This window comes from Variovorax sp. FG153 (assembly GCF_057809595.1).
This window is the reverse complement of record NZ_JBMDKG010000049.1, coordinates 23,744-46,501: the sequence shown is the minus strand read 5'-3', so window position 1 is coordinate 46,501 and position 22,758 is coordinate 23,744. Positions and strand designations below refer to the sequence as shown.

Annotated in this window: 21 protein-coding genes; 18 read left to right on the top strand and 3 right to left on the bottom strand. The window is 67.6% G+C overall.

Features of this window, described 5'->3' with window-relative positions:
- Positions 1–17 precede the first annotated feature (17 nt).
- The 13 genes from bamA to ACODT0_RS34590 all read left to right on the top strand — a co-directional run bounded on the left by bamA (position 18) and on the right by ACODT0_RS34590 (position 14,458).
- Complete coding sequence (gene bamA, locus ACODT0_RS34650) at positions 18–2,468, top strand: outer membrane protein assembly factor BamA (protein WP_057591665.1); 2,451 nt, start codon at positions 18–20, stop codon at positions 2,466–2,468.
- Positions 2,468–3,031, top strand: a complete 564-nt coding sequence (locus ACODT0_RS34645; RefSeq protein ID WP_057591666.1) for an OmpH/Skp family outer membrane protein — start codon at positions 2,468–2,470, stop codon at positions 3,029–3,031. Before bamA ends, ACODT0_RS34645 begins: the two co-directional genes overlap by 1 nt.
- A gap of 14 nt (positions 3,032–3,045) precedes the next feature.
- Positions 3,046–4,023: a UDP-3-O-(3-hydroxymyristoyl)glucosamine N-acyltransferase gene (lpxD, locus tag ACODT0_RS34640; RefSeq protein ID WP_489043322.1), complete on the top strand. Its 978-nt coding sequence runs from the start codon at positions 3,046–3,048 to the stop codon at positions 4,021–4,023.
- Positions 4,020–4,502: a 3-hydroxyacyl-ACP dehydratase FabZ gene (gene fabZ, locus ACODT0_RS34635; RefSeq protein ID WP_172705594.1), complete on the top strand. Its 483-nt coding sequence runs from the start codon at positions 4,020–4,022 to the stop codon at positions 4,500–4,502. Before lpxD ends, fabZ begins: the two co-directional genes overlap by 4 nt.
- 10 nt (positions 4,503–4,512) lie before the next feature.
- Entirely contained in the window at positions 4,513–5,301 is a 789-nt protein-coding gene (gene lpxA, locus ACODT0_RS34630; protein WP_057591668.1) for an acyl-ACP--UDP-N-acetylglucosamine O-acyltransferase, read from the top strand.
- Between the two features lie 10 nt (positions 5,302–5,311).
- On the top strand, positions 5,312–6,460 hold the full coding sequence (gene lpxB / locus ACODT0_RS34625) for a lipid-A-disaccharide synthase (protein WP_261210686.1): 1,149 nt from the start codon (positions 5,312–5,314) through the stop codon (positions 6,458–6,460).
- Positions 6,432–7,148 carry a ribonuclease HII gene (gene rnhB / locus ACODT0_RS34620; RefSeq protein WP_261210687.1) on the top strand — a complete coding sequence of 239 codons (717 nt, stop codon included), beginning with the start codon at positions 6,432–6,434 and terminating at the stop codon, positions 7,146–7,148. The genes lpxB and rnhB overlap by 29 nt, the downstream gene beginning before the upstream one ends.
- Before the next feature lie 4 nt (positions 7,149–7,152).
- Positions 7,153–7,938 carry a TrmH family RNA methyltransferase gene (locus ACODT0_RS34615; RefSeq protein ID WP_057591669.1) on the top strand — a complete coding sequence of 262 codons (786 nt, stop codon included), beginning with the start codon at positions 7,153–7,155 and terminating at the stop codon, positions 7,936–7,938.
- Between the two features lie 232 nt (positions 7,939–8,170).
- Positions 8,171–9,364 carry a glutamine-hydrolyzing carbamoyl-phosphate synthase small subunit gene (carA, locus tag ACODT0_RS34610; RefSeq protein ID WP_057591670.1) on the top strand — a complete coding sequence of 398 codons (1,194 nt, stop codon included), beginning with the start codon at positions 8,171–8,173 and terminating at the stop codon, positions 9,362–9,364.
- A complete protein-coding gene (gene carB, locus ACODT0_RS34605) occupies positions 9,357–12,605 on the top strand; it encodes a carbamoyl-phosphate synthase large subunit (protein WP_057591671.1) in 3,249 nt (1,082 codons plus the stop codon). Before carA ends, carB begins: the two co-directional genes overlap by 8 nt.
- 8 nt (positions 12,606–12,613) lie before the next feature.
- A complete protein-coding gene (gene kdoO, locus ACODT0_RS34600; RefSeq protein WP_489043321.1) occupies positions 12,614–13,483 on the top strand; it encodes a Kdo hydroxylase KdoO in 870 nt (289 codons plus the stop codon).
- 64 nt (positions 13,484–13,547) lie between these two features.
- A complete protein-coding gene (gene greA / locus ACODT0_RS34595; RefSeq protein WP_057591673.1) occupies positions 13,548–14,027 on the top strand; it encodes a transcription elongation factor GreA in 480 nt (159 codons plus the stop codon).
- An 11-nt stretch (positions 14,028–14,038) separates the two neighbouring features.
- Positions 14,039–14,458, top strand: coding sequence for a DUF4149 domain-containing protein (locus tag ACODT0_RS34590; protein WP_057591674.1), 420 nt, complete (start codon positions 14,039–14,041; stop codon positions 14,456–14,458).
- A 14-nt stretch (positions 14,459–14,472) separates the two neighbouring features.
- Here ACODT0_RS34590 and ACODT0_RS34585 read toward each other — a convergent pair whose 3' ends face one another.
- Positions 14,473–15,192, bottom strand: coding sequence for a hypothetical protein (locus tag ACODT0_RS34585; protein WP_057591675.1), 720 nt, complete (start codon positions 15,190–15,192; stop codon positions 14,473–14,475).
- Positions 15,193–15,233: 41 nt separating this feature from the next.
- Positions 15,234–15,713 carry a YhbY family RNA-binding protein gene (locus tag ACODT0_RS34580; protein WP_057591676.1) on the bottom strand — a complete coding sequence of 160 codons (480 nt, stop codon included), beginning with the start codon at positions 15,711–15,713 and terminating at the stop codon, positions 15,234–15,236.
- Between the two features lie 87 nt (positions 15,714–15,800).
- Here ACODT0_RS34580 and ACODT0_RS34575 point away from each other — a divergent pair, with 87 nt between their 5' ends.
- From ACODT0_RS34575 to ACODT0_RS34555, 5 genes are all read left to right on the top strand, one after another.
- Positions 15,801–16,463, top strand: a complete 663-nt coding sequence (locus ACODT0_RS34575) for an RlmE family RNA methyltransferase (protein WP_057591677.1) — start codon at positions 15,801–15,803, stop codon at positions 16,461–16,463.
- 160 nt (positions 16,464–16,623) lie between these two features.
- Positions 16,624–18,546 (top strand): ATP-dependent zinc metalloprotease FtsH, encoded by a 1,923-nt coding sequence (ftsH, locus tag ACODT0_RS34570; RefSeq protein ID WP_057591678.1) that lies wholly within the window; start codon positions 16,624–16,626, stop codon positions 18,544–18,546.
- Between the two features lie 86 nt (positions 18,547–18,632).
- Positions 18,633–19,469, top strand: a complete 837-nt coding sequence (gene folP / locus ACODT0_RS34565) for a dihydropteroate synthase (protein ID WP_489043320.1) — start codon at positions 18,633–18,635, stop codon at positions 19,467–19,469.
- Between the two features lie 76 nt (positions 19,470–19,545).
- Positions 19,546–20,883 carry a phosphoglucosamine mutase gene (gene glmM / locus ACODT0_RS34560; RefSeq protein ID WP_057607449.1) on the top strand — a complete coding sequence of 446 codons (1,338 nt, stop codon included), beginning with the start codon at positions 19,546–19,548 and terminating at the stop codon, positions 20,881–20,883.
- The gene (locus tag ACODT0_RS34555; RefSeq protein ID WP_489043319.1) at positions 20,880–21,362 is read left to right on the top strand and encodes a GNAT family N-acetyltransferase; all 483 of its coding nucleotides are present in this window, start codon (positions 20,880–20,882) and stop codon (positions 21,360–21,362) included. The genes glmM and ACODT0_RS34555 overlap by 4 nt, the downstream gene beginning before the upstream one ends.
- Positions 21,363–21,431: 69 nt before the next feature.
- On the opposite strand, the gene ACODT0_RS34550 is transcribed toward ACODT0_RS34555, so the two are convergent.
- Positions 21,432–22,703, bottom strand: a complete 1,272-nt coding sequence (locus tag ACODT0_RS34550; protein WP_057596363.1) for an acyl-CoA dehydrogenase family protein — start codon at positions 22,701–22,703, stop codon at positions 21,432–21,434.
- Positions 22,704–22,758 lie beyond the last annotated feature (55 nt).

The window sequence follows — 22,758 nt, the reverse complement described above, 5'->3', positions numbered from 1 at the left end:
GCCGGATCAATTCACAGATGAACAAAAACTTCAGTCGCTTTCGCCTGCGTAGCGTTGCCGCACTGGTGGCCAGCACGTTGGCGGCCACGGCAGCCTGGGCCGTCGAGCCTTTCACCGTGCGCGACATCCGCGTGGAAGGCCTGCAACGCGTGGAGCCCGGAACGATCTTCGCGTCGTTGCCGCTGCGCGTGGGCGACACCTACAGCGACGACCGCGGTTCCGCCGCGATCCGCGCGCTGTTCGATCTGGGGTTGTTCAAGGACGTGCGCATCGACGTCAACGGCAATGTGCTGGTGGTGATCGTCGAGGAGCGCCCGACCATCGCCGACGTCGACTTCGTCGGCACCAAGGAATTCGACAAGGCCGCGCTGCAGAAGGCGCTGCGCGAAGTCGGCCTGACCGAAGGCCGGCCCTACGACAAGGCCCTGGCCGACCGCGCCGAGCAGGAGCTCAAGCGCCAGTACGTGAGCCGCAGCCTCTACAACGCACAGGTCGTGACCACCGTCACGCCGATCGAGCGCAACCGCGTGAACCTGACCTTCACGGTCACCGAGGGCGACTCGGCGCGCATCCGCGAAGTGCACATCGTCGGCAACAAGGACTTCAGCGAGAGCACGCTGCTCGACCTGTTCGACCAGGACAGCGGCGGCTGGCTCAGCTGGTACACCAAGTCGAACCAGTACTCGCGCGCCAAGCTCAATGCCGACCTCGAGACGCTGAAGAGCTACTACATCACGCGCGGCTACCTCGAATTCCGCGTCGACTCGACCCAGGTCGCGATCTCGCCGGACCGCCAGGACCTGTCGGTCACGGTCAACATCACCGAAGGCGAGAAGTTCGTGGTCGCGGGCGTCAAGCTCGACGGCAACTTCCTCGGCCGCGACGACGAGTTCAAGACGCTGGTCACGATCAAGCCGGGCGAACCCTACAACGGCGAGCAGGTCAACGCGACCACCAAGGCCTTCACCGACTACTTCGGCACCTTCGGCTACGCCTTCGCGCGCGTGCAGGCCAAGCCCGAGATCGACCGGGTCAACAACCGCGTGACGCTGGTGCTGCAGGCCGAGCCCTCGCGCCGCGTCTACGTGCGCCGCGTGAACGTCGGTGGCAACACCCGCACGCGCGACGAAGTGATCCGCCGCGAATTCCGCCAGTACGAGGCTTCCTGGTACGACGGCGACAAGATCAAGCTCTCGCGAGACCGCGTGGACCGCCTGGGCTACTTCACCGAAGTGAACGTCGAGACCCAGGAGCTGCCGGGCTCGCCCGACCAGGTCGACCTGCTGATCACCGTGGCCGAGAAGCCCACCGGTTCGCTGCAGCTGGGCGCCGGCTACTCGAGCGCGGAGCGCGTCTCGCTGACTTTCGGCATCCAGCAGGAAAACGTGTTCGGCTCGGGCAACTACCTGGGCCTGCAGGTCAACACCAGCAAGTCGAACCGCACGATCTCGGTGACCACCACCGATCCGTACTTCACCAAGGACGGCATCTCGCGCACGATCAGCGTCTATCACAACACGACCCGCCCCTACAACACGGCGGTCGACGGCGATTACCAGCTGGTCAACCAGGGCGCCTCGATCCGCTTCGGCGTGCCGTTCAGCGAACTCGACACCGTGTTCTTCGGCATCGGTGTGGAGCGCTACGCCTTCAAGTCCAAGAACACCTACGCGTTCCTGACCCCGAACGCCTACCGCAGCTACTTCGGCTGCACGACGCGTCCGGTCCCGAGTCTCGTGCCGGGCATCACTTTCGACGTGATCGACGGTTGCGCGAACGACAGCGTCTGGGGCATCCCGCTGACCGTGGGCTGGGCGCGCGACGACCGCGACAGCGCCCTGGTCCCGACCAAGGGCCGCCTGCAGCGCGCCAACCTCGAGATCGGCGTCGGCGGCGACATGCGGTACATCAAGACCAACTACCAGTACCAGCAGTTTTTCCCGATCAACAAGCAGTACACCTTCGCGATCAACTCCGAAGTCGGCTACGGCAAGGCGTTCGGCGGCAAGGTCTACCCGATCTTCAAGAACTTCTACGCCGGCGGCCTGGGCTCGGTGCGCGGCTTCGAACAGAACTCGCTCGGTCCGCGCGACGTGCCGCTGCTCGGCCAGACCGAAGGCGCGGCGCTCGGCGGTACCAAGAAGGCGATCTTCAACGCCGAGCTCAGCACGCCGTTCCCCGGCGCCGGCAACGACCGCACGCTGCGCCTGTACGGCTTCTTCGACGCCGGCAACGTCTTCGGCTCGCGCTCGGCCGGCCTCACCGACGAGCAATGGAAGGCCTCGAAGAAGATCCGTGCCTCGGTCGGCCTCGGCATCAGCTGGATCTCGCCGCTCGGCCCGCTGCGCATCGCCTACGCCGTGCCGGTGCGCCAGCAGAAGGAAGTGCAGGACCCGAACACGGGCGTCATCCTGATCCCGAAGGATAGAATCCAGCGCCTGCAATTCCAGATCGGAACCTCTTTCTAATGACGCATTTGATTCGCGCCGCGGCAGGCGCGTTGCTGATTCCCGCGATGGCATGGGTCGCGGCGCCTGCATGGGCGCAGGCGCAGGAAACATTTCGTATCGGCTTCGTCAATCCCGACCGCGTGCTGCGCGAAGCGCAGCCCGCGAAGGCGGCGCAGGCCAAGCTCGAGGCCGAGTTCCTCAAGCGCGAGAAGGACCTGACGGCGCAGGGCGATGCCCTCAAGGCCGCCTCCGAGAAGTTCGAGCGCGAAGCCGCCACGCTGCCCGAAAGCCAGCGCAACGCGCGCCAGCGCACGCTGATCGAGCAGGATCGAGACTTCCAGCGCCGTCGCCGCGAGTTCCAGGAGGACCTCAACGCCCGCAAGAACGAAGAGCTGCAACAGGTCTACGACCGTGCGAACCGCGTGGTCAAGCAGGTTGCCGAAGCCGAGAAGTACGACGCCATCCTGCAGGAAGCGATCTACATCAACCCGAAGCACGACATCACCGACAAGGTGATCAAGGCGCTCAACGCCTCGCTGAGCACGCCGTCGCCCGCTTCCTCGCCCACGGGCGGCAAGTAACGCCGCGTACCGGCGTGGCGCTGCAGCTAGGAGCCATCGTTGACGCCCTCGGGGGCGAGCTTCATGGCGATGCGACGCTGTCCATCGAGCGGCTGTCCCCGCTCCAGAATGCACAGCCCGATGCGCTCAGCTTCCTGAGCCATCCCAAATACCAGCAGGAGCTCGCGGCCTCCAGGGCCGCCTGCGTGATCGTGTCGCCCGCGATGAGCGAGGCCGCAGCCGCGCGCGGGGCCTACATCGTCGCGGCCGATCCCTACCTCTATTTCGCGCGGCTCACGCAGCTGTGGAAGTCGAGCCATGCACGGCCCGAGGCCGAGCGCATCCATCCCTCGGCCGTGGTCCATCCCGAAGCGCAGGTCGACTCCACGGCCCGCATCGGCGCGCTGTGCGTGGTCGAGCGCGGCGCGCGCATCGGCGCCGGCACGGTGCTGAAGTCGCGCGTCACCGTGAGCGAGGACTGCACGATCGGCGAGCGCTGCCTGCTGCATCCGGGCGTGGTCATCGGTGCCGACGGCTTCGGTCTCGCGCCGAGCAAGGAGGGCTGGGTCAAGATCGAGCAGCTCGGTGCGGTGCGCGTCGGCAATGACGTCGAGATCGGCGCCAACACCTGCATCGACCGCGGCGCGCTCGACGACACCGTGCTCGAGGACGGCGTGAAGCTCGACAACCTGATCCAGATCGGCCACAACGTGCGCATCGGCCGCAACACCGCGATGGCGGGTTGTGTCGGCGTGGCCGGCAGCGCGACCATCGGCGCCAACTGCACCTTCGGCGGCGGCGCCATCGTGCTGGGCCACCTGAGCGTGGCCGACAACGTCCACGTGTCCGCCGCCACCGTGGTGACACGCTCCATCCGCAAGGCCGGCCAGTACACCGGCATGTTCCCCATCGATGACAATGCGACCTGGGAAAAGAACGCTGCAACGCTCAAGCAGTTGCACAGCCTGCGCGAACGACTGAAGGCGCTGGAGAAGGCTCCCCCCCAACAATGACGACGATGCAGGAACAGAAGACCACCATGACGACGACGCTCGACATCCATCAAATCCTCAAGCTGCTGCCGCACCGCTATCCTTTTCTGCTGGTCGACCGCGTGCTGGACATGGAGAAGGGCAAGCGCATCACGGCGCTCAAGAACGTGACCATGAACGAGCCGTTCTTCAACGGCCACTTCCCGCACCGCCCGGTGATGCCCGGCGTGCTGATGCTCGAAGCCATGGCGCAGGCCGCGGCGCTGCTGTCGTTCCGTTCGCTCGACATCGTGCCCGACGACAACACCGTCTATTACTTCGCCGCGATCGACGGCGCGCGCTTCAAGCGGCCCGTGGAGCCGGGCGACCAGCTCACGCTGGAGGTCGAGATCGAGCGCATGAAGGCCGGCATCTCGAAGTTCAAGGGTCGGGCGCTGGTGGGCAGCGAGCTGGCCTGCGAGGCCTCGCTGATGTGCGCGATGCGCCAGATCAACGCCTGACGATCGGCGCATGACGCAGGTTCATCCGACGGCCATCGTCGATCCCAAGGCCGAACTCGATCCGTCGGTCGCGGTCGGTCCCTATACCGTGATCGGTCCGCATGTGCGTATCGGTGCGGGAACGGTCATCGGCTCGCATTGCGTGATCGAGGGTCACACGACCCTCGGCCGCGACAACCGCATCTTCCAGTTCTCCTCGCTGGGTGCGGTACCGCAGGACAAGAAGCACGCGGGCGAGCCGACCGAGCTCACGATCGGCGACCGCAACACGGTGCGCGAGTTCTGCACCTTCAATGTCGGCACTGTGCAGGATGCGGGCGTCACCCGTATCGGCGACGACAACTGGATCATGGCCTACGTGCACATCGCGCACGACTGCCAGCTCGGCAACCAGATCACCATGGCCAACAACACCACGCTGGCCGGCCATGTGCATATCGGCGACTGGGTCACCGTCGGCGGGCTGGTGGGCATCCTCCAGCGGATGCGTATCGGCGCGCACGCGATGATCGGCTTCGGCACCCATGTCGCGATGGACGTGCCACCCTACATGGTGGTCGACGGCACCCCGCTCGCGGTGCGCGGCGTGAACCTGGTCGGCCTGCGCCGGCGCGATTTCTCGGCTGGGCGCATCGCGGCCATCCGCGACATGCACAAGCTGCTGTACCGCCAGGGCAAGACGCTCGAGGAGGCGCGCGCCGGCATCGCCGCGCTGGCTGCCGAAACGCCCGATGCCGCGGCCGACGTGGCGTTGATGGACGGCTTCCTCGCCACTTCCACGCGCGGCATCGCGCGCTGAGCGTCCAGCGATGACATCCAACGGGCAGCGACGCTTCGCGCTGGTCGCCGGCGAAGCATCCGGCGACCTGCTGGCCGGGTTGCTGCTCGACGGCCTCACCGCGCGCTGGCCCGATCTGCAAACCGCCGGCATCGGCGGCCCGCGCATGCTGGCGCACGGTTTCGAGAGCTGGTGGCCGCAGGAAAAGCTCGCGGTGCGCGGCTACATCGAAGTGTTGCGCCACTACGCCGAGATCGCGGGCATCCGGCGCCAGCTCAAGGCGCGGCTGCTGCGCGAATGGCCCGAGCTCTTCATCGGCGTCGACGCGCCCGATTTCAACCTCGACCTCGAGGCCGGCCTGCGCGGCCGCGGCATGAAGACGGTGCACTTCGTCTGCCCGTCGATCTGGGCCTGGCGGCCCGAGCGCATCGAGAAGATCCGCGCCGCGGCCGACCACGTGCTGTGCATCTTCCCGTTCGAGCCCGAGCTGCTGGCCTCGCAGGGCGTGCAGGCGAGCTACGTCGGGCATCCGCTGGCCAACGTGATTCCCATGACGGTCGACCGCGCGGCGGTGCGCGCCTCGCTGGGCCTCGCGCCCGACGCGCAGGTGGTGGCGCTGCTGCCGGGCAGCCGGCGCTCCGAAGTCCGCTACCTGGCGGCCCGTTTCTTCGAAGCCGCCGCGCTGATGCGCAAGGCGCGGCCCGCACTGCGCTTCGTGGCGCCGATCCTGCCGGGCCTGCGCGCCGAGGTCGAGGCGCTGCTGAAGGCCAGCGGCCTGGGCGACGCGGTGACGCTGCTCGACGGCCAGTCGCATGCCGCGCTGTCCGCCTGCGACGTCACGCTGATCGCCAGCGGCACCGCCACGCTCGAGGCTGCGCTGTTCAAGCGGCCGATGGTCATCGCCTACAACATGAACAGCCTCTCGTGGCGGATGATGCAGCGCAAGCAGCTCCAGCCGTGGGTCGGGCTGCCCAACATCCTGTGCCGCGACTTCGTGGTGCCCGAATTGCTGCAGGAAGCCGCGTCGCCCGAGGCGCTGGCCCAGGCCACGCTCGAATGGCTCGACGCGCCCGAGCGGGTGCTCGCGCTCGAGGCGCGTTTTGCCGAACTCCACGTGCAACTGCAGCGCGATACGCCGACACTGTGCGCCGATGCGATCCAGAAAGTTCTTGAAGGCTGAGCAGGCGCCCCTGGCCTGGGACGCGCCCGGCCTGCTGGCGGGCGTGGACGAAGCGGGACGCGGTCCGCTGGCCGGGCCGGTGGTGGCCGCGGCCGTGATCCTCGACGACGAGCGCCCGATCCGCGGCCTGGCCGACTCCAAGACCCTGACCGCGCTGCAGCGCGAGCGCCTGCACGACCAGATCATGGCCAAGGCGCTGTGCTGCTCGATCGCGCAGGCCAGCGTGGAGGAGATCGACACCCACAATATCCTGCAGGCGACCATGCTGGCGATGCGCCGCGCGGTCGAGGGCCTGCGCCTGAAGCCGGCCAAGGTGCTGGTGGACGGCAACCGGCTGCCCCAGCTCGACGTGCTGGCCGAGGCCATCGTCAAAGGCGATGCACGGGTGAAGGCGATCTCGGCCGCATCGATCCTGGCCAAGGTGCACCGCGACCGGCTCTGCGAGCAGCTGCACCAGGAGTTTCCGCACTACGGCTTCGCGGGCCACAAGGGCTACGGCACGCCCGAGCATCTCGAGGCCTTGCTGCAGCACGGCGCCTGCGTGCACCACCGGCGCTCGTTCAGCCCGGTGGCGGCCGCGCTGGCGCGCATGGCGCCTGCCGTGCCGGTCGTCCAGGTCGAATCGCCGCTGCCCGCTGTGTCGGTGCAGACCCAGGTCGTGGCGATCGAACTTCGTCCGGCGCCCTGATCCGATGACCACGCCCGCCGGCCCGAGCCGCATCAGCTCGCGCGACAACCCATTGCTCAAGGACCTGCGCAAGCTGGCGCAGGACCCGGGCGCCTACCGCAAGCTGGGCCGCATCTGGCTCGAGGGTGACCACCTGTGCCGCGCCGCGCTGGCGCGTGGCGTGACGCCGTCGGTGGCCGTGTTCTCGCTGTCGTTCTGGCCGCAGGCGCCCGCCGAATGGTCGCGCGATGCCGCCAAGACCGTGGTCGTCGACGACGAACTGCTGAAGGCGGCGAGCGGGCTGGAATCGCCGGCGCCGATGGGCTTCCTGCTCGAGCTGCCCGAGCGGCCCGCAGTGCTGCCCGAGGCGCCCACCGTGGTCCTCGACCGGTTGCAGGACGCCGGCAATGTCGGCTCGGTGCTGCGCAGCGCCGCCGCCTTCGGCTTCCAGCAGGTGATCGCGCTCAAGGGCACGGCGGCGCTCTGGTCGCCCAAGGTGCTGCGCGCGGGCATGGGCGCCCATTTCGGCCTGCGGCTGATCGAGGGTGTCGATGCCGAGGCGCTCGCGGCACTGGCGGTGCCGCTGGTCGCCACCAGCTCGCACCGCGGCGACTGGCTGCACGCGGCGAAGCTGCCGCATCCCTGTGCCTGGCTGCTGGGCCACGAAGGGCAGGGTGTGTCGGCCGCGCTCGAGGCGCTGGCCACGCACCACATCCGCATCGCGCAGCCCGGCGGCGAGGAATCGCTCAACGTGGCCGCGGCCGCCGCCATCTGCCTGCATGCCAGTGGCGCGTCGGCCCTCAAAGGATAAGAAACATTCTCAGTTGCCCGCCGGGTTCATGCCATTGACGCATGGCTGGTGTACGCGCTAGCGAATCTTCATGCCCCGCGAGGCGAGAGGCCGCGGCCGCCGGGCTACAATCGGGGGCTTACTCGCAAATCAGCGTCGCCCGGCCGCATTCCACGCCATCTTCCCCTTAAGCAGCAGTCCCAAGGCTTCGAAGCCCGGGACGCCGGGCGACCGTAACCATCCGGAGAACCCAGTGCTTTTGTCTCTCAAGGGAAGTTTCCCGCCCGCCATCCTGGCGCTCGCAGACGGCACGGTCTTTCAAGGCAACTCGATCGGAGCCACAGGCTCCACCGTCGGCGAAGTGGTGTTCAACACCGCGATGACCGGCTACCAGGAAATCCTCACCGACCCGAGCTACTGCCAGCAGATCGTGACGCTCACGTATCCGCACATCGGCAACTACGGCGTCAATCCCGAGGACATCGAGGCCGACAAGATCCATGCCGCGGGCCTCATCATCCGTGACCTGCCGCAGATCGCCTCCAACTTCCGCCATACCGCGACGCTGTCGCAGTACCTGGTGGAGGGCAAGACCGTCGCCATCGCCAACATCGACACCCGCAAGCTGACCCGCCACCTGCGCACGCATGGCGCGCAGAACGGCTGCATCCTGGGACTGGCCGAAGGGGAAGCGGTCACCCAGGCGCTGATCGACAAGGCGATCGCCGCCGCCAAGGCCGCGCCGAGCATGGCCGGCCTCGACCTGGCGAAGGTCGTGTCGGTCAAGCAGACCTACGAGTGGACCGAGACCGAGTGGAAGCTGGGGTCGGGCTATGGCGTGCAGATCACGCCGCGCTTCCACGTCGTGGCCTTCGACTACGGCGTCAAGAAGAACATCCTGCGCATGATCGCCCAGCGCGGCGCGCGCATCACCGTGGTGCCGGCCCAGACGCCCGCGGCCGACGTGCTCAAGCTCAAGCCCGACGGCATCTTCCTGGCCAACGGCCCCGGCGACCCGGAGCCCTGCGACTACGCGATCAGCGCCGTCAAGGAACTGATCGAGACCGGCATCCCGACCTTCGGCATCTGCCTGGGCCATCAGATCATGGCGCTGGCCTCGGGCGCGAAGACCTTCAAGATGAAGTTCGGCCACCATGGCGCGAACCACCCGGTCAAGGACCTCGACAGCGGCCGCGTCAGCATCACGAGCCAGAACCACGGTTTCGCGGTCGACGAGAAGTCGCTGCCGGCGAACCTGCGTCCCACCCACGTGAGCCTGTTCGACAACACGCTGCAGGGCCTGGCGCGCACCGACAAGCCCGCGTTCTGCTTCCAGGGCCACCCCGAAGCCTCGCCCGGCCCGCACGACATCGGCTACCTGTTCGATCGCTTCACGGCACTCATGGAAAAGAACAAGACGGAAAAGACGGAGAAAGAGAATGCCTAAGCGCACAGACCTCAAATCGATCCTCATCATCGGCGCCGGCCCGATCATCATCGGCCAGGCCTGCGAGTTCGACTACTCCGGCGTGCAGGCCTGCAAGGCGCTGCGCGAGGAGGGCTACAAGGTCATCCTGATCAACAGCAATCCCGCGACGATCATGACCGACCCGGCCACGGCCGACGTCACCTACATCGAGCCGATCACCTGGCAGACGGTCGAGAAGATCATCGCCAAGGAGCGTCCCGACGCGATCCTGCCGACCATGGGCGGCCAGACCGCGCTGAACTGCGCGCTCGACCTCTGGCGCAACGGCGTGCTCGACAAGTACCAGGGCGCGGCCACCGGCAAGCCGGTCGAGCTGATCGGCGCCACGCCCGAGGCCATCGACAAGGCCGAGGACCGCCTGAAGTTCAAGGACGCGATGACCAAGATCGGCCTGGGCTCGGCGCGCTCGGGCATCGCGCACTCGATGGACGAGGCCTGGGCGGTGCAGAAGAGCGTGGGCTTCCCGACCGTGATCCGCCCGAGCTTCACGCTCGGCGGCACCGGCGGCGGCATCGCCTACAACTCGGAGGAGTTCGAGACCATCTGCAAGCGCGGCCTCGAGGCCTCGCCGACCAACGAGCTGCTGATCGAGGAATCGCTGCTCGGCTGGAAGGAATACGAGATGGAGGTCGTGCGCGACAAGGCCGACAACTGCATCATCGTCTGCTCGATCGAGAACCTCGACCCGATGGGCGTGCACACCGGCGACTCGATCACCGTGGCGCCCGCGCAGACGCTGTCGGACAAGGAATACCAGATCCTGCGCAACGCCTCGCTGGCCGTGCTGCGCGAGATCGGCGTCGACACCGGCGGCTCGAACGTGCAGTTCTCGATCAACCCGAAGGACGGCCGCATGGTCGTGATCGAGATGAACCCGCGCGTGTCGCGTTCGTCGGCGCTGGCCTCCAAGGCCACCGGCTTCCCGATCGCCAAGGTCGCGGCCAAGCTGGCCGTGGGCTACACGCTCGACGAGCTGCGCAACGAGATCACCGGCGGCGCCACGCCGGCCTCGTTCGAGCCCTCGATCGACTACGTGGTCACCAAGATTCCGCGCTTCGCGTTCGAGAAGTTCCCGCAGGCCGATTCGCGCCTCACCACCCAGATGAAGTCGGTGGGCGAGGTGATGGCCATGGGCCGTACCTTCCAGGAATCGTTCCAGAAGGCGCTGCGCGGCCTCGAGGTCGGCGTCGACGGCATGAACGAGAAGACGCAGGACCGCGAAGTGCTCGAGAAGGAACTCGGCGAGCCCGGCCCCGAGCGCATCTGGTACGTGGGCGATGCCTTCGCCCAGGGCCTGAGCGTGGACGAGGTGTTCGCGCTGACCAAGATCGACCCGTGGTTCCTGGTGCAGATCGAGGAGATCGTGAAGATCGAGCTCGAGCTCGAGACCAAGTCGCTGGCCGACATCGACCGCGACACGCTGCTGGCGCTGAAGAAGAAGGGCTTCTCCGATCGTCGCCTGGCCAAGCAGCTGCGCACCACCGACACCGCGATCCGCGAGAAGCGCCGCGAGCTCGGCGTTCGCCCGGTCTACAAGCGCGTGGACACCTGCGCGGCCGAGTTCTCGACCGACACCGCCTACATGTACTCGACCTACGAGGACGAGTGCGAGGCCGACCCCTCGGACAAGAAGAAGATCATGGTGCTCGGCGGCGGTCCCAACCGCATCGGCCAGGGCATCGAGTTCGACTACTGCTGCGTGCATGCCGCGCTCGCGATGCGGGAGGACGGCTACGAGACCATCATGGTCAACTGCAATCCCGAAACCGTGTCGACCGACTACGACACCTCGGACCGCCTGTACTTCGAGCCGCTGACGCTCGAGGACGTGCTCGAGATCGTCGACAAGGAAAAGCCGGTCGGCGTGATCGTGCAGTACGGCGGCCAGACGCCGCTGAAGCTCGCGCTCGACCTCGAGGCCAACGGCGTGCCGATCATCGGCACCTCGCCCGACATGATCGACGCGGCCGAAGACCGCGAGCGCTTCCAGAAGCTGCTGCACGAACTGCAGCTGCTGCAGCCGCCGAACGCCACCGCGCGCACCGAAGCCGAGGCCCTCGAGAAGGCCGCGGCACTCGGCTATCCGCTGGTGGTGCGCCCGAGCTACGTGCTCGGCGGCCGCGCGATGGAGATCGTGCACGAGCAGCGCGACCTCGAGCGCTACATGCGCGAGGCGGTCAAGGTCAGCAACGATTCGCCGGTGCTGCTCGACCGCTTCCTCAACGACGCCGTCGAATGCGACGTCGACTGCCTGCGCGACGCCGAGGGCCAGACCCTGATCGGTGGCGTGATGGAGCACATCGAGCAGGCCGGCGTGCACTCGGGCGACTCCGCCTGCTCGCTGCCGCCGTACAGCCTGTCGGCCGAGACCGTGGCCGAGCTCAAGCGCCAGAGCGCCGCGATGGCCAAGGCGCTGAACGTGGTCGGCCTGATGAACGTGCAGTTCGCGATCCAGCAGAAGGATGGCAAGGACACGATCTACGTGCTCGAGGTCAATCCGCGCGCCTCGCGCACCGTGCCCTACGTGAGCAAGGCCACCGGCATCCAGCTCGCGAAGGTGGCGGCCCGCTGCATGGCGGGCCAGTCGCTCGCGTCGCAGGGCGTGACGAAGGAAGTGACGCCGCCGTACTTCAGCGTGAAGGAAGCCGTGTTCCCGTTCGTCAAGTTCCCGGGCGTGGACACCATCCTCGGCCCCGAGATGAAGTCGACCGGCGAGGTGATGGGCGTGGGCAAGACCTTCGGCGAGGCCTTCGTGAAGTCGCAGCTCGGCGCCGGCACGCACCTGCCGAAGTCGGGCAAGGCCTTCATCTCGGTGAAGAACAACGACAAGACGCGCGCGGTCGAGGTCGCGCGCGGCCTGGCGCAGCTGGGCTTCGTGCTGATCGCGACCAAGGGCACGGCCGCGGCCATCAACGCCGCGGGCATCGAGTGCGCGACGGTGAACAAGGTGACCGAAGGCCGCCCGCACATCGTGGACATGATCAAGAACAACGAGATCGCGCTGGTCATCAACACGGTCGAGGAGCGCCGCAACGCGATCACCGACTCGCGCCAGATCCGCACCTCGGCGCTGCTGGCGCGCGTGACCACCTTCACCACGATCTTCGGCGCCGAAGCCGCGGTCGAGGGCATGCGCTACATGGACGACCTCGACGTGATCTCGGTGCAGGAGATGCACGCGCAGCTGGCCGCGGCCTGAGCCTCGCGATGGAAACGCAGCTCGTCGAACTGGCGCTGAACGACTGGAGCGCGGCCACGCCCAACGAGGCGTGGATCGCCGAGCTCGAGGCCGGCAAGGTGCTGTACTTCCCGCGGCTGGGCTTCGAGCTGCTGCCGCAGGAGCGTGCGCTGCTCACGCCCGCGCTGCTGTCGCCCGACGTGCGCAACATCAGCCTCGACGCCAACGGCAGGCTCAAGGGCGCCGTGGGCGACGAGGCGGTGCAGCAACTCGCGGCCGGCATGGTCGGGCGTTTTCGCGCGCAGGCGCAGCAGCTCATCCATGGGCTGCTGCCGCACTACGTGCCCGCGCTGCGGCTCGCGCCCACCAGCTACCGCCCGGCGCAGGTCGAGACGCGCGTGCAGTCGTGGCGTGCCGACGACCGGCGGCTGCACGTCGACGCCTTTCCCTCGCGGCCCAACTACGGCGAGCGCATCCTGCGCGTGTTCACCAACGTCAATCCCGATGGCGCGCCGCGCGTGTGGCGCGTGGGCGAGCCCTTCGAGGACATCGCGCGCCGCTTCCTGCCGCGCGCCAAGCCCTATGCGCGCTGGCAGGCCAGGCTGCTGCAGGCGCTGCACGTGACCAAGTCCTTCCGCAGCGAGTACGACCACCTGATGCTGCAGCTGCACGACGGCATGAAGTCGGACCTCGACTACCAGAAGACCTCGCCGCAGGAGAACGCCGAGTTCCCGCCCGGCTCGGTCTGGGTGTGCTTCTCCGACCAGACCTCGCACGCTGTGATGGCCGGGCAGTACATGCTCGAACAGACCCTGCACCTGGACGCGGCGAAGCAATACAATCCCGCTTCGAGCCCGCTCGCCATCCTGAGCCGGCTGACCGGACGACCTCTCGTTTGAGAGCCTTCCCCCATCGACCGCCGAACGGCAGCGTTCGGCGGTTTCGCTTTATGGAGAACGATATATGGCGACAACCATCCCCATCACCAAGCGCGGCGCGGAGAAGCTGCGCGACGAACTGCGCCGCCTCAAGACGGTGGAGCGGCCCGCGATCATCAATGCGATCGCCGAGGCACGGGCCCAGGGCGACATCAGCGAAAACGCCGAGTACGAGGTCGCCAAGGATCGCCAGGGCTTCATCGAGGGCCGCATCATCGAGATCGAGGGCAAGCTGTCGGCCGCGCAGGTGATCGACCCGACCGAGCTCGATGCCGGCGGCAAGGTGGTCTTCGCCTCCACGGTCGAACTCGAGGAAGAGGACAGCGGCGATCCGGTCAAGTACCAGATCGTGGGCGAGGACGAGGCCGACCTGAAGCAAGGCCTGATCAACGTGTCGAGCCCGATCGCGCGCGCGCTGATCGGCAAGGAAGAGGGCGATAGCGTCGAGGTGCAGACGCCCGGCGGCCTCAAGCGCTACGAGATCGTGGCGGTCAGCTACCTCTGAACGGCGCTGCGATGAAGGACCGTGTCGCGCTGATGCTGGCCGCCCTCTGGTGGGGCAGCCTCACGACCATCGGCTTTCTCGTCGTGCCGATGCTGTTCGCGCGGCTCGGCAATCCCTCGGTGGCGGGCAACTTCGCGGCGCAATTGTTCGAGGCCCAGAGCTGGATCGCGCTGCTGTGCGGGCTCATCCTGCTGATCCATTTCCGCGCCAAGGCCGACGACGGCATGACGCCGCCGGTGCTGACGGCCCTGTTCCTGGTGCTGGCCGCCATGCTGCTCGCGCTGCTGCAGCAGTACGCCGTGGCGCCGCGCATCGTGGCGCGCGAGAACCTCAAGCTCTGGCACTCGGTGGGCAGCGGGATGTACCTGGTGCAGTGGCTGTGTGCCAGCGTGCTGCTCTGGCGCATGAGCGGCGGCCAGCGGCCGCGCTGAGGCCCGGAAGGACCTTACTCGGTCCAGTGCTCGGCGACCCAGTGCGCCGGGCGGATGTAGCGAAAGCGTCGGTTGCGCCGGCCGGCCAGCGCATCGGGCGGGTTGACCTCGCCGTGGAACACCATGATCCGCGCGTCCCGCGGCACGAACGGCGCCTTCCAGTAGTTGGAGGGCCAGGCGGGGATGCCGTGGTACTTGAAGCTCGGGCACCAGCCGTCGGGCCAGTAGGCCAGCTTGCCCTGCCTGTGCAGCACGTCGGACAGGTAGGTCTGTTCGTTGCGGTACCGCGCCTGCACCTCGTCGAGATGATCGCGGAAGTAGCCGAGGACGTCGGCATGCGCGCCGAGCTCGAAGCGGTAGACCGAGGAGTTGCCGGTGATGCGGCCGCGCCGCCAGAAGCGGTCGTAGTCGCGGATGATCAGGAAGTCGCCCGGGTGTTCGAAGAAGGCATCGAGGCTGCCGACGATCACCACGTCGAGATCGAGGAAGAGGGCGGTGCCGCGCAGGCCGTGCAGGTCGGCCTCGAAGGTCGTCAGCTTCTTCCAGGCGCCGTCGCGCTGGCCCGGCGCCAGGTGCAGGTTCAGCGGCGGGATCGGCAGGCAGGTGACTTCGGGCCGCACGCCCTGGCCGTCGTCGGTCAGGCAGACGAAGCGGAAATCGCCGCTCAGGTGGCGGCGCACCATGGCATAGAGCCGATTGACGTACTCGGGGCCGTACTTGGTGCCCCATTTCATGCAGAGGATATGGCGCGTGGCGCCCTGTGCTGGCGCCAAGCTCAGTCCGCCTGGTTGCGCTTCTTGGCCGACAGCGGCCGCTTGGCCTTGGCGCGCTTGATCGTGCCGCCGGGCGTGAGGCGCTGGTTGCCGAGCACGCGCAGGGTCTTGATCTCGGGGCGCTGGCCGCCGCGCTTGCTGTACTTGACGATCTTGACGTCGCGCGGGCCGGGCATGCGGTCCTCGTCGACGACGCGTTCCTTCACGGGCTTGGGACGCCACAGCACCAGCAGCTTGCCGATGTGCTGGATCGGGGCGGCATCGAGCTCGTCGGCCAGCTCCTGCAGCATCGCTTCGCGCGCGGCGCGGTCGTCGGAGAAGACGCGCACCTTGATGAGGCCGTGGGCCTTGAGGGCCGCATCGGCCTCCTTCTTCACGGCAGGGGTGAGCCCGTCGCCACCGACCATGACGATCGGATCCAGGTGGTGAGCTTCGGCGCGGTGCACCTTGCGCTCGGCAGGGGTAAGTTGAATGGCGGGCATCCCCGTATTATCGGACGTAGAACAGCACCTCCACGAGCCGACCCGCCGGCCCCCGAAGAAACCGGGTCCCGGCACCCAGGCCAATCCATGAGCACCAAGGCGAAGCCCAAGAAAGTCAACAAGGCGTGGTTGCACGACCACGTCAACGATCCCTACGTGAAACTGGCCACGAAGGAGGGCTACCGCGCCCGCGCGGCCTACAAGCTCAAGGAAATCGACGAGGCGCTGGGCCTCATCAAGCCCGGCCAGCTGGTGGTCGACCTCGGGTCGGCGCCCGGCGCCTGGAGCCAGTACGTGCGCCGGCGCATGTCGCCGGGCGGGGCCGCCACCGGCGCGCTCGAGGGCACCATCGTCGCGATCGACATCCTGCCGATGGAGCCGATCGAGGACGTGAACTTCCTGCAGGGCGACTTCCGCGAGGACAGCGTGCTGGCCCAGCTCACCGAGGCGCTGGGCGGCCGCAAGGCCGACGTGGTGGTCTCGGACATGGCGCCCAACCTCTCGGGCATCGAGTCGGCCGACGCGGCGCGGATCGCCCACCTGATCGAGCTGGCCATCGATTTCTCGCAGCACCACCTCAAGCCCGAGGGGGCATTGGTGGCCAAGCTGTTCCACGGCAGCGGCTACGACCAGCTCGTGAAGCTCTTCAAGGCCCATTTCCGCATCGTGAAGCCGTTCAAGCCCAAGGCCTCGCGCGACCGCTCGGCCGAGACCTTCATGGTCGGGATCGGCCTGAAAACCGGCGTCTGATACGCGTTGATACCGAAAACCGCCCAAACCCTTGTCAGGCTATGGCTGCTTTAGGGAAATCCGAGCTTTTCGCAGCTTGAAAAGCCTAAAATGGGGCGCAACTGCGTACCCAAGCGCGTATTTTCATCTTCCCGTCACGCGCTTTCGACTGGAGCTTCGTTTGAACAATCAGTGGTTTTCCAAAGTTGCCGTCTGGCTTGTCATCGCGATGGTGTTGTTCACTGTGTTCAAGCAGTTCGACACCCGCGGCGCCGCCGGCGCAGGCAATATCGGTTATTCGGACTTCCTCGAGGAAGTCCGCGGCAACCGCATCAAGAGCGCCACGATCCAGGAAGGCCAGGGCGGCAGCGAGATCGTCGCGATCACCAACGACGACCGCAAGATCCGCACGACGGCCACCTACCTCGACCGCGGCCTGGTCGGCGACCTGATCGCCAACAACGTCAAGTTCGACGTCAAGCCGCGCGAGGAGGGCTCCCTGCTCATGACCCTGCTGGTCAGCTGGGGCCCGATGCTGCTGCTGATCGGCGTGTGGGTCTACTTCATGCGACAGATGCAGGGCGGCGGCAAGGGCGGTGCCTTCAGCTTCGGCAAGAGCAAGGCGCGCATGATGGACGAGAACAACAACACCGTCACCTTCGCCGACGTCGCGGGCTGCGACGAGGCCAAGGAAGAGGTGCGCGAAGTCGTCGACTTCCTCAAGGACCCGCAACGCTTCCAGAAGCTCGGCGGCCGCATTCCGCGCGGCCTGCTGCTGGTCGGCCCGCCCGGCACCGGCAAGACGCTGCTGGCCAAGTCGATCGCCGGCGAAGCCAAGGTCCCGTTCTTCTCGATCTCGGGTTCCGACTTCGTCGAAATGTTCGTCGGCGTGGGCGCGGCCCGCGTGCGCGACATGTTCGAGAACGCCAAGAAGAACGCCCCCTGCATCATCTTCATCGACGAAATCGACGCGGTGGGCCGCCAGCGCGGTGCCGGCCTCGGCGGCGGCAACGACGAGCGCGAGCAGACCCTCAACCAGATGCTGGTCGAGATGGACGGCTTCGAGACCAACCTCGGCGTGATCGTCGTGGCTGCGACCAACCGTCCCGACATCCTCGACGCCGCGCTGCTGCGTCCGGGCCGTTTCGACCGCCAGGTCTATGTCACGCTGCCCGACATCCGCGGCCGCGAACAGATCCTCGGCGTGCACATGCGCAAGGTCCCGCTGGGCCAGGACGTGAACCCGAGCGTGATCGCGCGCGGCACGCCCGGCATGTCGGGTGCCGATCTGGCCAACCTCTGCAACGAAGCCGCCCTGATGGCTGCCCGCCGCAATGCGCGCGTGGTCGAGATGCAGGACTTCGAGAAGGCCAAGGACAAGATCTTCATGGGCCCCGAGCGCAAGAGCATGGTCATGCCCGAGGAAGAGCGCCGCAACACGGCCTACCACGAGTCCGGCCACGCCCTCATCGGCAAGCTGCTGCCCAAGTGCGACCCGGTCCACAAGGTCACGATCATTCCGCGCGGCCGTGCTCTCGGCGTGACCATGAGTTTGCCGGCGCAGGACCGCTACAGCTACGACCGCGAGTACATGCTGAACCAGATCAGCATGCTGTTCGGCGGCCGCATCGCCGAGGAAGTGTTCATGCACCAGATGACCACCGGCGCGAGCAACGACTTCGAACGTGCCACCAACCTGGCGCGCGACATGGTCATGAAGTACGGCATGAGCGATGCGCTCGGCCCGATGGTCTATGCCGAGAACGAAGGCGAAGTGTTCCTGGGCCGCTCGGTCACCAAGACCACCAACATGAGCGAGCAGACCATGGAAAAGGTCGACTCCGAAGTGCGCCGCATCATCGACGACCAGTACGCGCTGGCGCGTCGCCTGATCGAAGAGAACAGCGACAAGATGCACGCCATGGCCAAGGCCTTGCTCGAATGGGAAACCATCGACTCCGAGCAGCTCGACGACATCATGGCCGGCAAGGAGCCGCGCCCGCCCAAGGACTGGACGCCGCGCACGCCCCCCTCGGGCAGCAACGGTGGCGGCAACGGCGGCACGCCGGCCGTGAATCCAGAACCTTCGCCGACCGCCGCCTGAGAAGTGCGTCTGGCATCAAACAGCAACGGGGCCTCAGGCCCCGTTTTCCATGTTCGGGCCGTCACCGCCGCATGACGACGCTCCCCATGTCTTCCTGGCAGACCTCCCGCTTCACGATCGACCTCACGCAGCCGCGCGTGATGGGCATCGTGAACGTCACGCCCGACTCCTTCTCCGACGGCGGCGCCCATGCCTCCACCGCGGCCGCGCTGCGCCACTGCGAGCAGTTGCTGGAGGAGGGGGCCGACATCCTCGACATCGGCGGCGAATCCACCCGGCCCGGCAGTCCCGCCGTGCCGCTCGAGGCCGAACTGGCGCGCGTGCTGCCGGTGGTGCGCGAAGCGGTGCGCCTGAACGTCCCGCTCTCCATCGACACCTACAAGCCCGAGGTCATGCGCGCGGTGCTCGACCTCGGCGCGGACATCGTCAACGACATCTGGGCGCTGCGCCAGCCGGGCGCGCGCGAGGTGGTCGCCGCGCATCCCTCGTGCGGCATCTGCCTGATGCACATGCACCGCAATCCCCAGACCATGCAGGCCACGCCGATGGACGGCGAGGTCGTGCCGCGGGTGCTGGACTTCTGGCGCGCGCAGCTCGACGCGCTGGGCGCGCTCGGCGTCGCGCCCGAACGCATCACGCTCGACCCCGGCATCGGCTTCGGCAAGACCGTGGCGCAGAATTTCGCGCTGCTGGCGCGGCAGCGCGAGCTGCTCGGCGCGGGCCATCCGCTGCTGCTGGGCTGGTCGCGCAAATCCTCGATCGGCGCCGTCACCGGCATCGAGCAGGCCGCGCAGCGCGGGGTGCCCAGCGTGGCGGCCGCCGTGCTCGCGGTCGATCATGGCGCTGCCATCGTGCGCGTGCACGATGTGCGCGACACGGTCGCAGCGCTCGCGGTCTGGCGCGCGATGAAGGCCGCCGCATAGCCATCGGATCGCCACGGCAGCCGGGCCAGCTTTCTCCAACAATATTCCTTCGAACATCCAAAGAAAAGACAAGAACATGACTCGCAAGTACTTCGGCACCGATGGCATCCGTGGCACCGTCGGCCGTTCGCCGATCACCGCCGATTTCGTGCTGCGCCTCGCGCATGCGGTGGGGCGCGTGCTCAAGAAGACCGAGGCCCGGCCCACCGTGCTGATCGGCAAGGACACCCGCATCTCGGGCTACATGCTCGAGTCGGCGCTCGAATCGGGCTTCAACTCGGCCGGCGTCGACGTGGTGCTGCTCGGTCCGTTGCCGACGCCGGGCGTGGCCTACCTCACGCGCGCGCAGCGCGCCAGCCTCGGCGTGGTGATCAGCGCGAGCCACAACGCCTATCCCGACAACGGCATCAAGTTCTTCAGCGCGCAGGGCACCAAGCTCAGCGACGAGTGGGAGCTCGCGGTGGAAGCCGCGCTCGAGGAAGACCCGGTCTGGGCCGAGTCGGCCGGCCTGGGCAAGGCGCGCCGCCTCAACGACGCGGCCGGCCGCTACATCGAGTTCTGCAAGAGCACCTTCTCCAACGACCTCACCCTGCGCGGCCTGAAGCTGGTGGTCGACGCGGCTCATGGCGCGGCCTACCAGGTGGCGCCCGACGTGTTCCACGAGCTGGGCGCCGAGGTGCAGAGCATCGGCTGCACGCCCGACGGCCTCAACATCAACGACGGCTTCGGTGCCACGCACCCCGAGGCCCTGATCGCCGCCGTGACGGCCCAGAAGGCCGACTACGGCATCGCGCTCGACGGCGACGCCGACCGGCTGCAGCTGGTGGACGCCAGCGGCCGCCTCTTCAACGGCGACGAGCTGCTCTACCTGATGGTGGCCGAGCGCATCGCACGCGGCAGCAAGCCGGCCGGCGTGGTCGGTACGCTGATGACCAACAAGGCGGTCGAGGTGGCGCTGCGTGGACAGGGCATCGAGTTCGTGCGTGCCAAGGTCGGCGACCGCTACGTGCTCGAGGAACTCGAGAAGCACGGCTGGCTGCTGGGCGGCGAGGGCTCGGGCCACCTGCTGGCGCTCGACTGCCACACCACCGGCGACGGCATCGTGAGCGCGCTGCAGGTGCTGCAGGCCTGCGTGCGCAGCGGCAAGAGCGTGGCGCAGCTGCTCGAAGGCGTGGTGCTGTTCCCGCAGACGCTGATCAACGTGCGCCTGGCGCCCGGCCAGAACTGGAAGGACAACGCGGCCCTGGCCAGCGAAACGAAGCGCATCGAGGCCGAGCTCGGCGACGCCGGTCGCGTGCTGATCCGTGCCAGCGGCACCGAGCCGCTGCTGCGCGTGATGGTCGAGGCACGCGACGCCCAGGTGGCCGAGGCCAGCGCCCGGCGCCTTGTGGCCACGGTGGAAGGCGCGAAGTGACGATCGAGGTCGTACTCGCCGACTACCGCGATGCCGCGCAGGCCGCGGCGCTGGTCGAACTGCTCGATGGCTATGCGCGCGATCCGGCCGGTGGTGGCACGCCCCTGAGCGCGCAGGTGCGTGCCGAACTGCCGGCCGCGCTCGCGGCCCGGCCGCAGGCCTTCAGCGTGCTTGCCTACGACAACGGCCAACCGGTCGGACTGATCAACTGCGTGGAAGGTTTCTCGACCTTCGCCTGCCGTCCGCTGGTGAACGTGCACGACGTGGTCGTGGCGCCCAGCCACCGCGGCCAGCGGCTCGCGCAGCGCATGCTCGAGCGCGTGGAGCAGGAGGCCCGCGCACGCGGTGCCTGCAAGCTCACGCTCGAGGTGCTGTCGGGCAACGTGTCCGCGCGCAAGGCCTACGAGCGCGAAGGTTTCGCCGACTACCAGCTCGACCCGGCCTTCGGCAGCGCGATGTTCATGCAGAAGAAGCTCTGAGCCTTCATCGCCGGCGGAAGAAGAAAAGGGCGCGAAGATCGCGCCCTTTGCTTTTGGGGAAGCGCTCGCTCAGAAGCGCGTGACCGGCATCTCGGCCTCGGCCTTGCCCGGTGCGTACTTGCCCAGCTCCCACTTGGCGATCGCGTTGCGGTGCACTTCGTCCGGACCGTCGGCGAAGCGCAGCGTGCGCGCGCCGGCGTAGGCGTAGGCGAGCGGGAAGTCGTCGCACATGCCGCCGCCGCCATGCACCTGCATGGCCCAGTCGATCACCTGGCAGGCCATCGAAGGCGCCACCACCTTGATCATCGCGATCTCGTTCTTCGCGACCTTGTTGCCGGCCACGTCCATGAGCCAGGCGGCCTTGAGCGTGAGCAGGCGGGCCATGTCGATCTTGCAGCGCGCCTCGGCGATGCGTTCCTGCGTCACGGTCTGCGAAGCCACGGTCTTGCCGAAGGCCACGCGCGACGAGGCGCGGCGGCACATCAGCTCGAGCGCGCGCTCGGCCAGGCCGATCAGGCGCATGCAGTGGTGGATGCGTCCGGGGCCGAGGCGGCCCTGGGCGATCTCGAAGCCGCGGCCTTCGCCGAGCAGGATGTTGTCGACCGGCACGCGCACGTTCTCGAAGTACATCTCGACGTGGCCGTGCGGCGCATCGTCGTAGCCCATCACGTTGAGCGGGCGCACGATGCGGATGCCCTTGGCATCGGCCGGCACGATCACCATGCTCTGCTGCGAGTGCTTGGGCGCCTCGGGATCGCTCTTGCCCATGGTGATGAACACGGCGCAGCGCGGATCGGCGGCGCCCGAGATCCACCACTTGTGGCCGTTGATGACGTACTCGTCGCCTTCGCGCGTGATGCGCGTCGAGATGTTGGTCGCGTCGCTCGAGGCCACGTCGGGCTCGGTCATCGCGAAGGCCGAGCGGATCTGGCCTTCGAGCAGCGGCTTGAGCCAGCGTGCCTTGATGGCCTCGGAGCCGTAGCGCGCGATGGTCTCCATGTTGCCGGTGTCGGGCGCCGAGCAGTTGAAGGCTTCCGAAGCCCATGGCACACGGCCCATGATCTCGGCCAGCGGCGCGTATTCCTGGTTGGTGAGGCCGGCGCCGTCATAGCCCGAGGCGGCCGCGCTGTCGACCGGCAGGAACAGGTTCCACAGGCCCTGGGCCTTGGCCTTGTCCTTGAGCTTCTCGACCGTCTTGAGCGCGGTCCAGCGCTTGCCGGCCGCCGTGTTGGCCGCGAGCTCGGCGGCGTATTCGGCTTCGGCGGGATAGATGTGCTCGTCCATGAACGCGCTGACGCGTTTCTGGAGGTCTTTGGTCTTGGCCGAGTATTCGAAATCCATGGGGGTCTCCGTTGGGGGTGAAGGGCGGGCGGCTCGGGTGGTGCCTAGCCGCCGG

Coding starts and splice junctions, on each gene's coding strand:
- bamA (WP_057591665.1), top strand. CDS start 18: ATGAACAAAAACTTCAGTCGCTTTCGCCTGCGTAGCGTTGCCGCACTG.
- ACODT0_RS34645 (WP_057591666.1), top strand. CDS start 2,468: ATGACGCATTTGATTCGCGCCGCGGCAGGCGCGTTGCTGATTCCCGCG.
- fabZ (WP_172705594.1), top strand. CDS start 4,020: ATGACGACGATGCAGGAACAGAAGACCACCATGACGACGACGCTCGAC.
- lpxA (WP_057591668.1), top strand. CDS start 4,513: ATGACGCAGGTTCATCCGACGGCCATCGTCGATCCCAAGGCCGAACTC.
- lpxB (WP_261210686.1), top strand. CDS start 5,312: ATGACATCCAACGGGCAGCGACGCTTCGCGCTGGTCGCCGGCGAAGCA.
- rnhB (WP_261210687.1), top strand. CDS start 6,432: ATGCGATCCAGAAAGTTCTTGAAGGCTGAGCAGGCGCCCCTGGCCTGG.
- ACODT0_RS34615 (WP_057591669.1), top strand. CDS start 7,153: ATGACCACGCCCGCCGGCCCGAGCCGCATCAGCTCGCGCGACAACCCA.
- carB (WP_057591671.1), top strand. CDS start 9,357: ATGCCTAAGCGCACAGACCTCAAATCGATCCTCATCATCGGCGCCGGC.
- kdoO (WP_489043321.1), top strand. CDS start 12,614: ATGGAAACGCAGCTCGTCGAACTGGCGCTGAACGACTGGAGCGCGGCC.
- greA (WP_057591673.1), top strand. CDS start 13,548: ATGGCGACAACCATCCCCATCACCAAGCGCGGCGCGGAGAAGCTGCGC.
- ACODT0_RS34590 (WP_057591674.1), top strand. CDS start 14,039: ATGAAGGACCGTGTCGCGCTGATGCTGGCCGCCCTCTGGTGGGGCAGC.
- ACODT0_RS34585 (WP_057591675.1), bottom strand. CDS start 15,192: ATGAAATGGGGCACCAAGTACGGCCCCGAGTACGTCAATCGGCTCTAT.
- ACODT0_RS34580 (WP_057591676.1), bottom strand. CDS start 15,713: ATGCCCGCCATTCAACTTACCCCTGCCGAGCGCAAGGTGCACCGCGCC.
- ACODT0_RS34575 (WP_057591677.1), top strand. CDS start 15,801: ATGAGCACCAAGGCGAAGCCCAAGAAAGTCAACAAGGCGTGGTTGCAC.
- folP (WP_489043320.1), top strand. CDS start 18,633: ATGTCTTCCTGGCAGACCTCCCGCTTCACGATCGACCTCACGCAGCCG.
- glmM (WP_057607449.1), top strand. CDS start 19,546: ATGACTCGCAAGTACTTCGGCACCGATGGCATCCGTGGCACCGTCGGC.
- ACODT0_RS34550 (WP_057596363.1), bottom strand. CDS start 22,703: ATGGATTTCGAATACTCGGCCAAGACCAAAGACCTCCAGAAACGCGTC.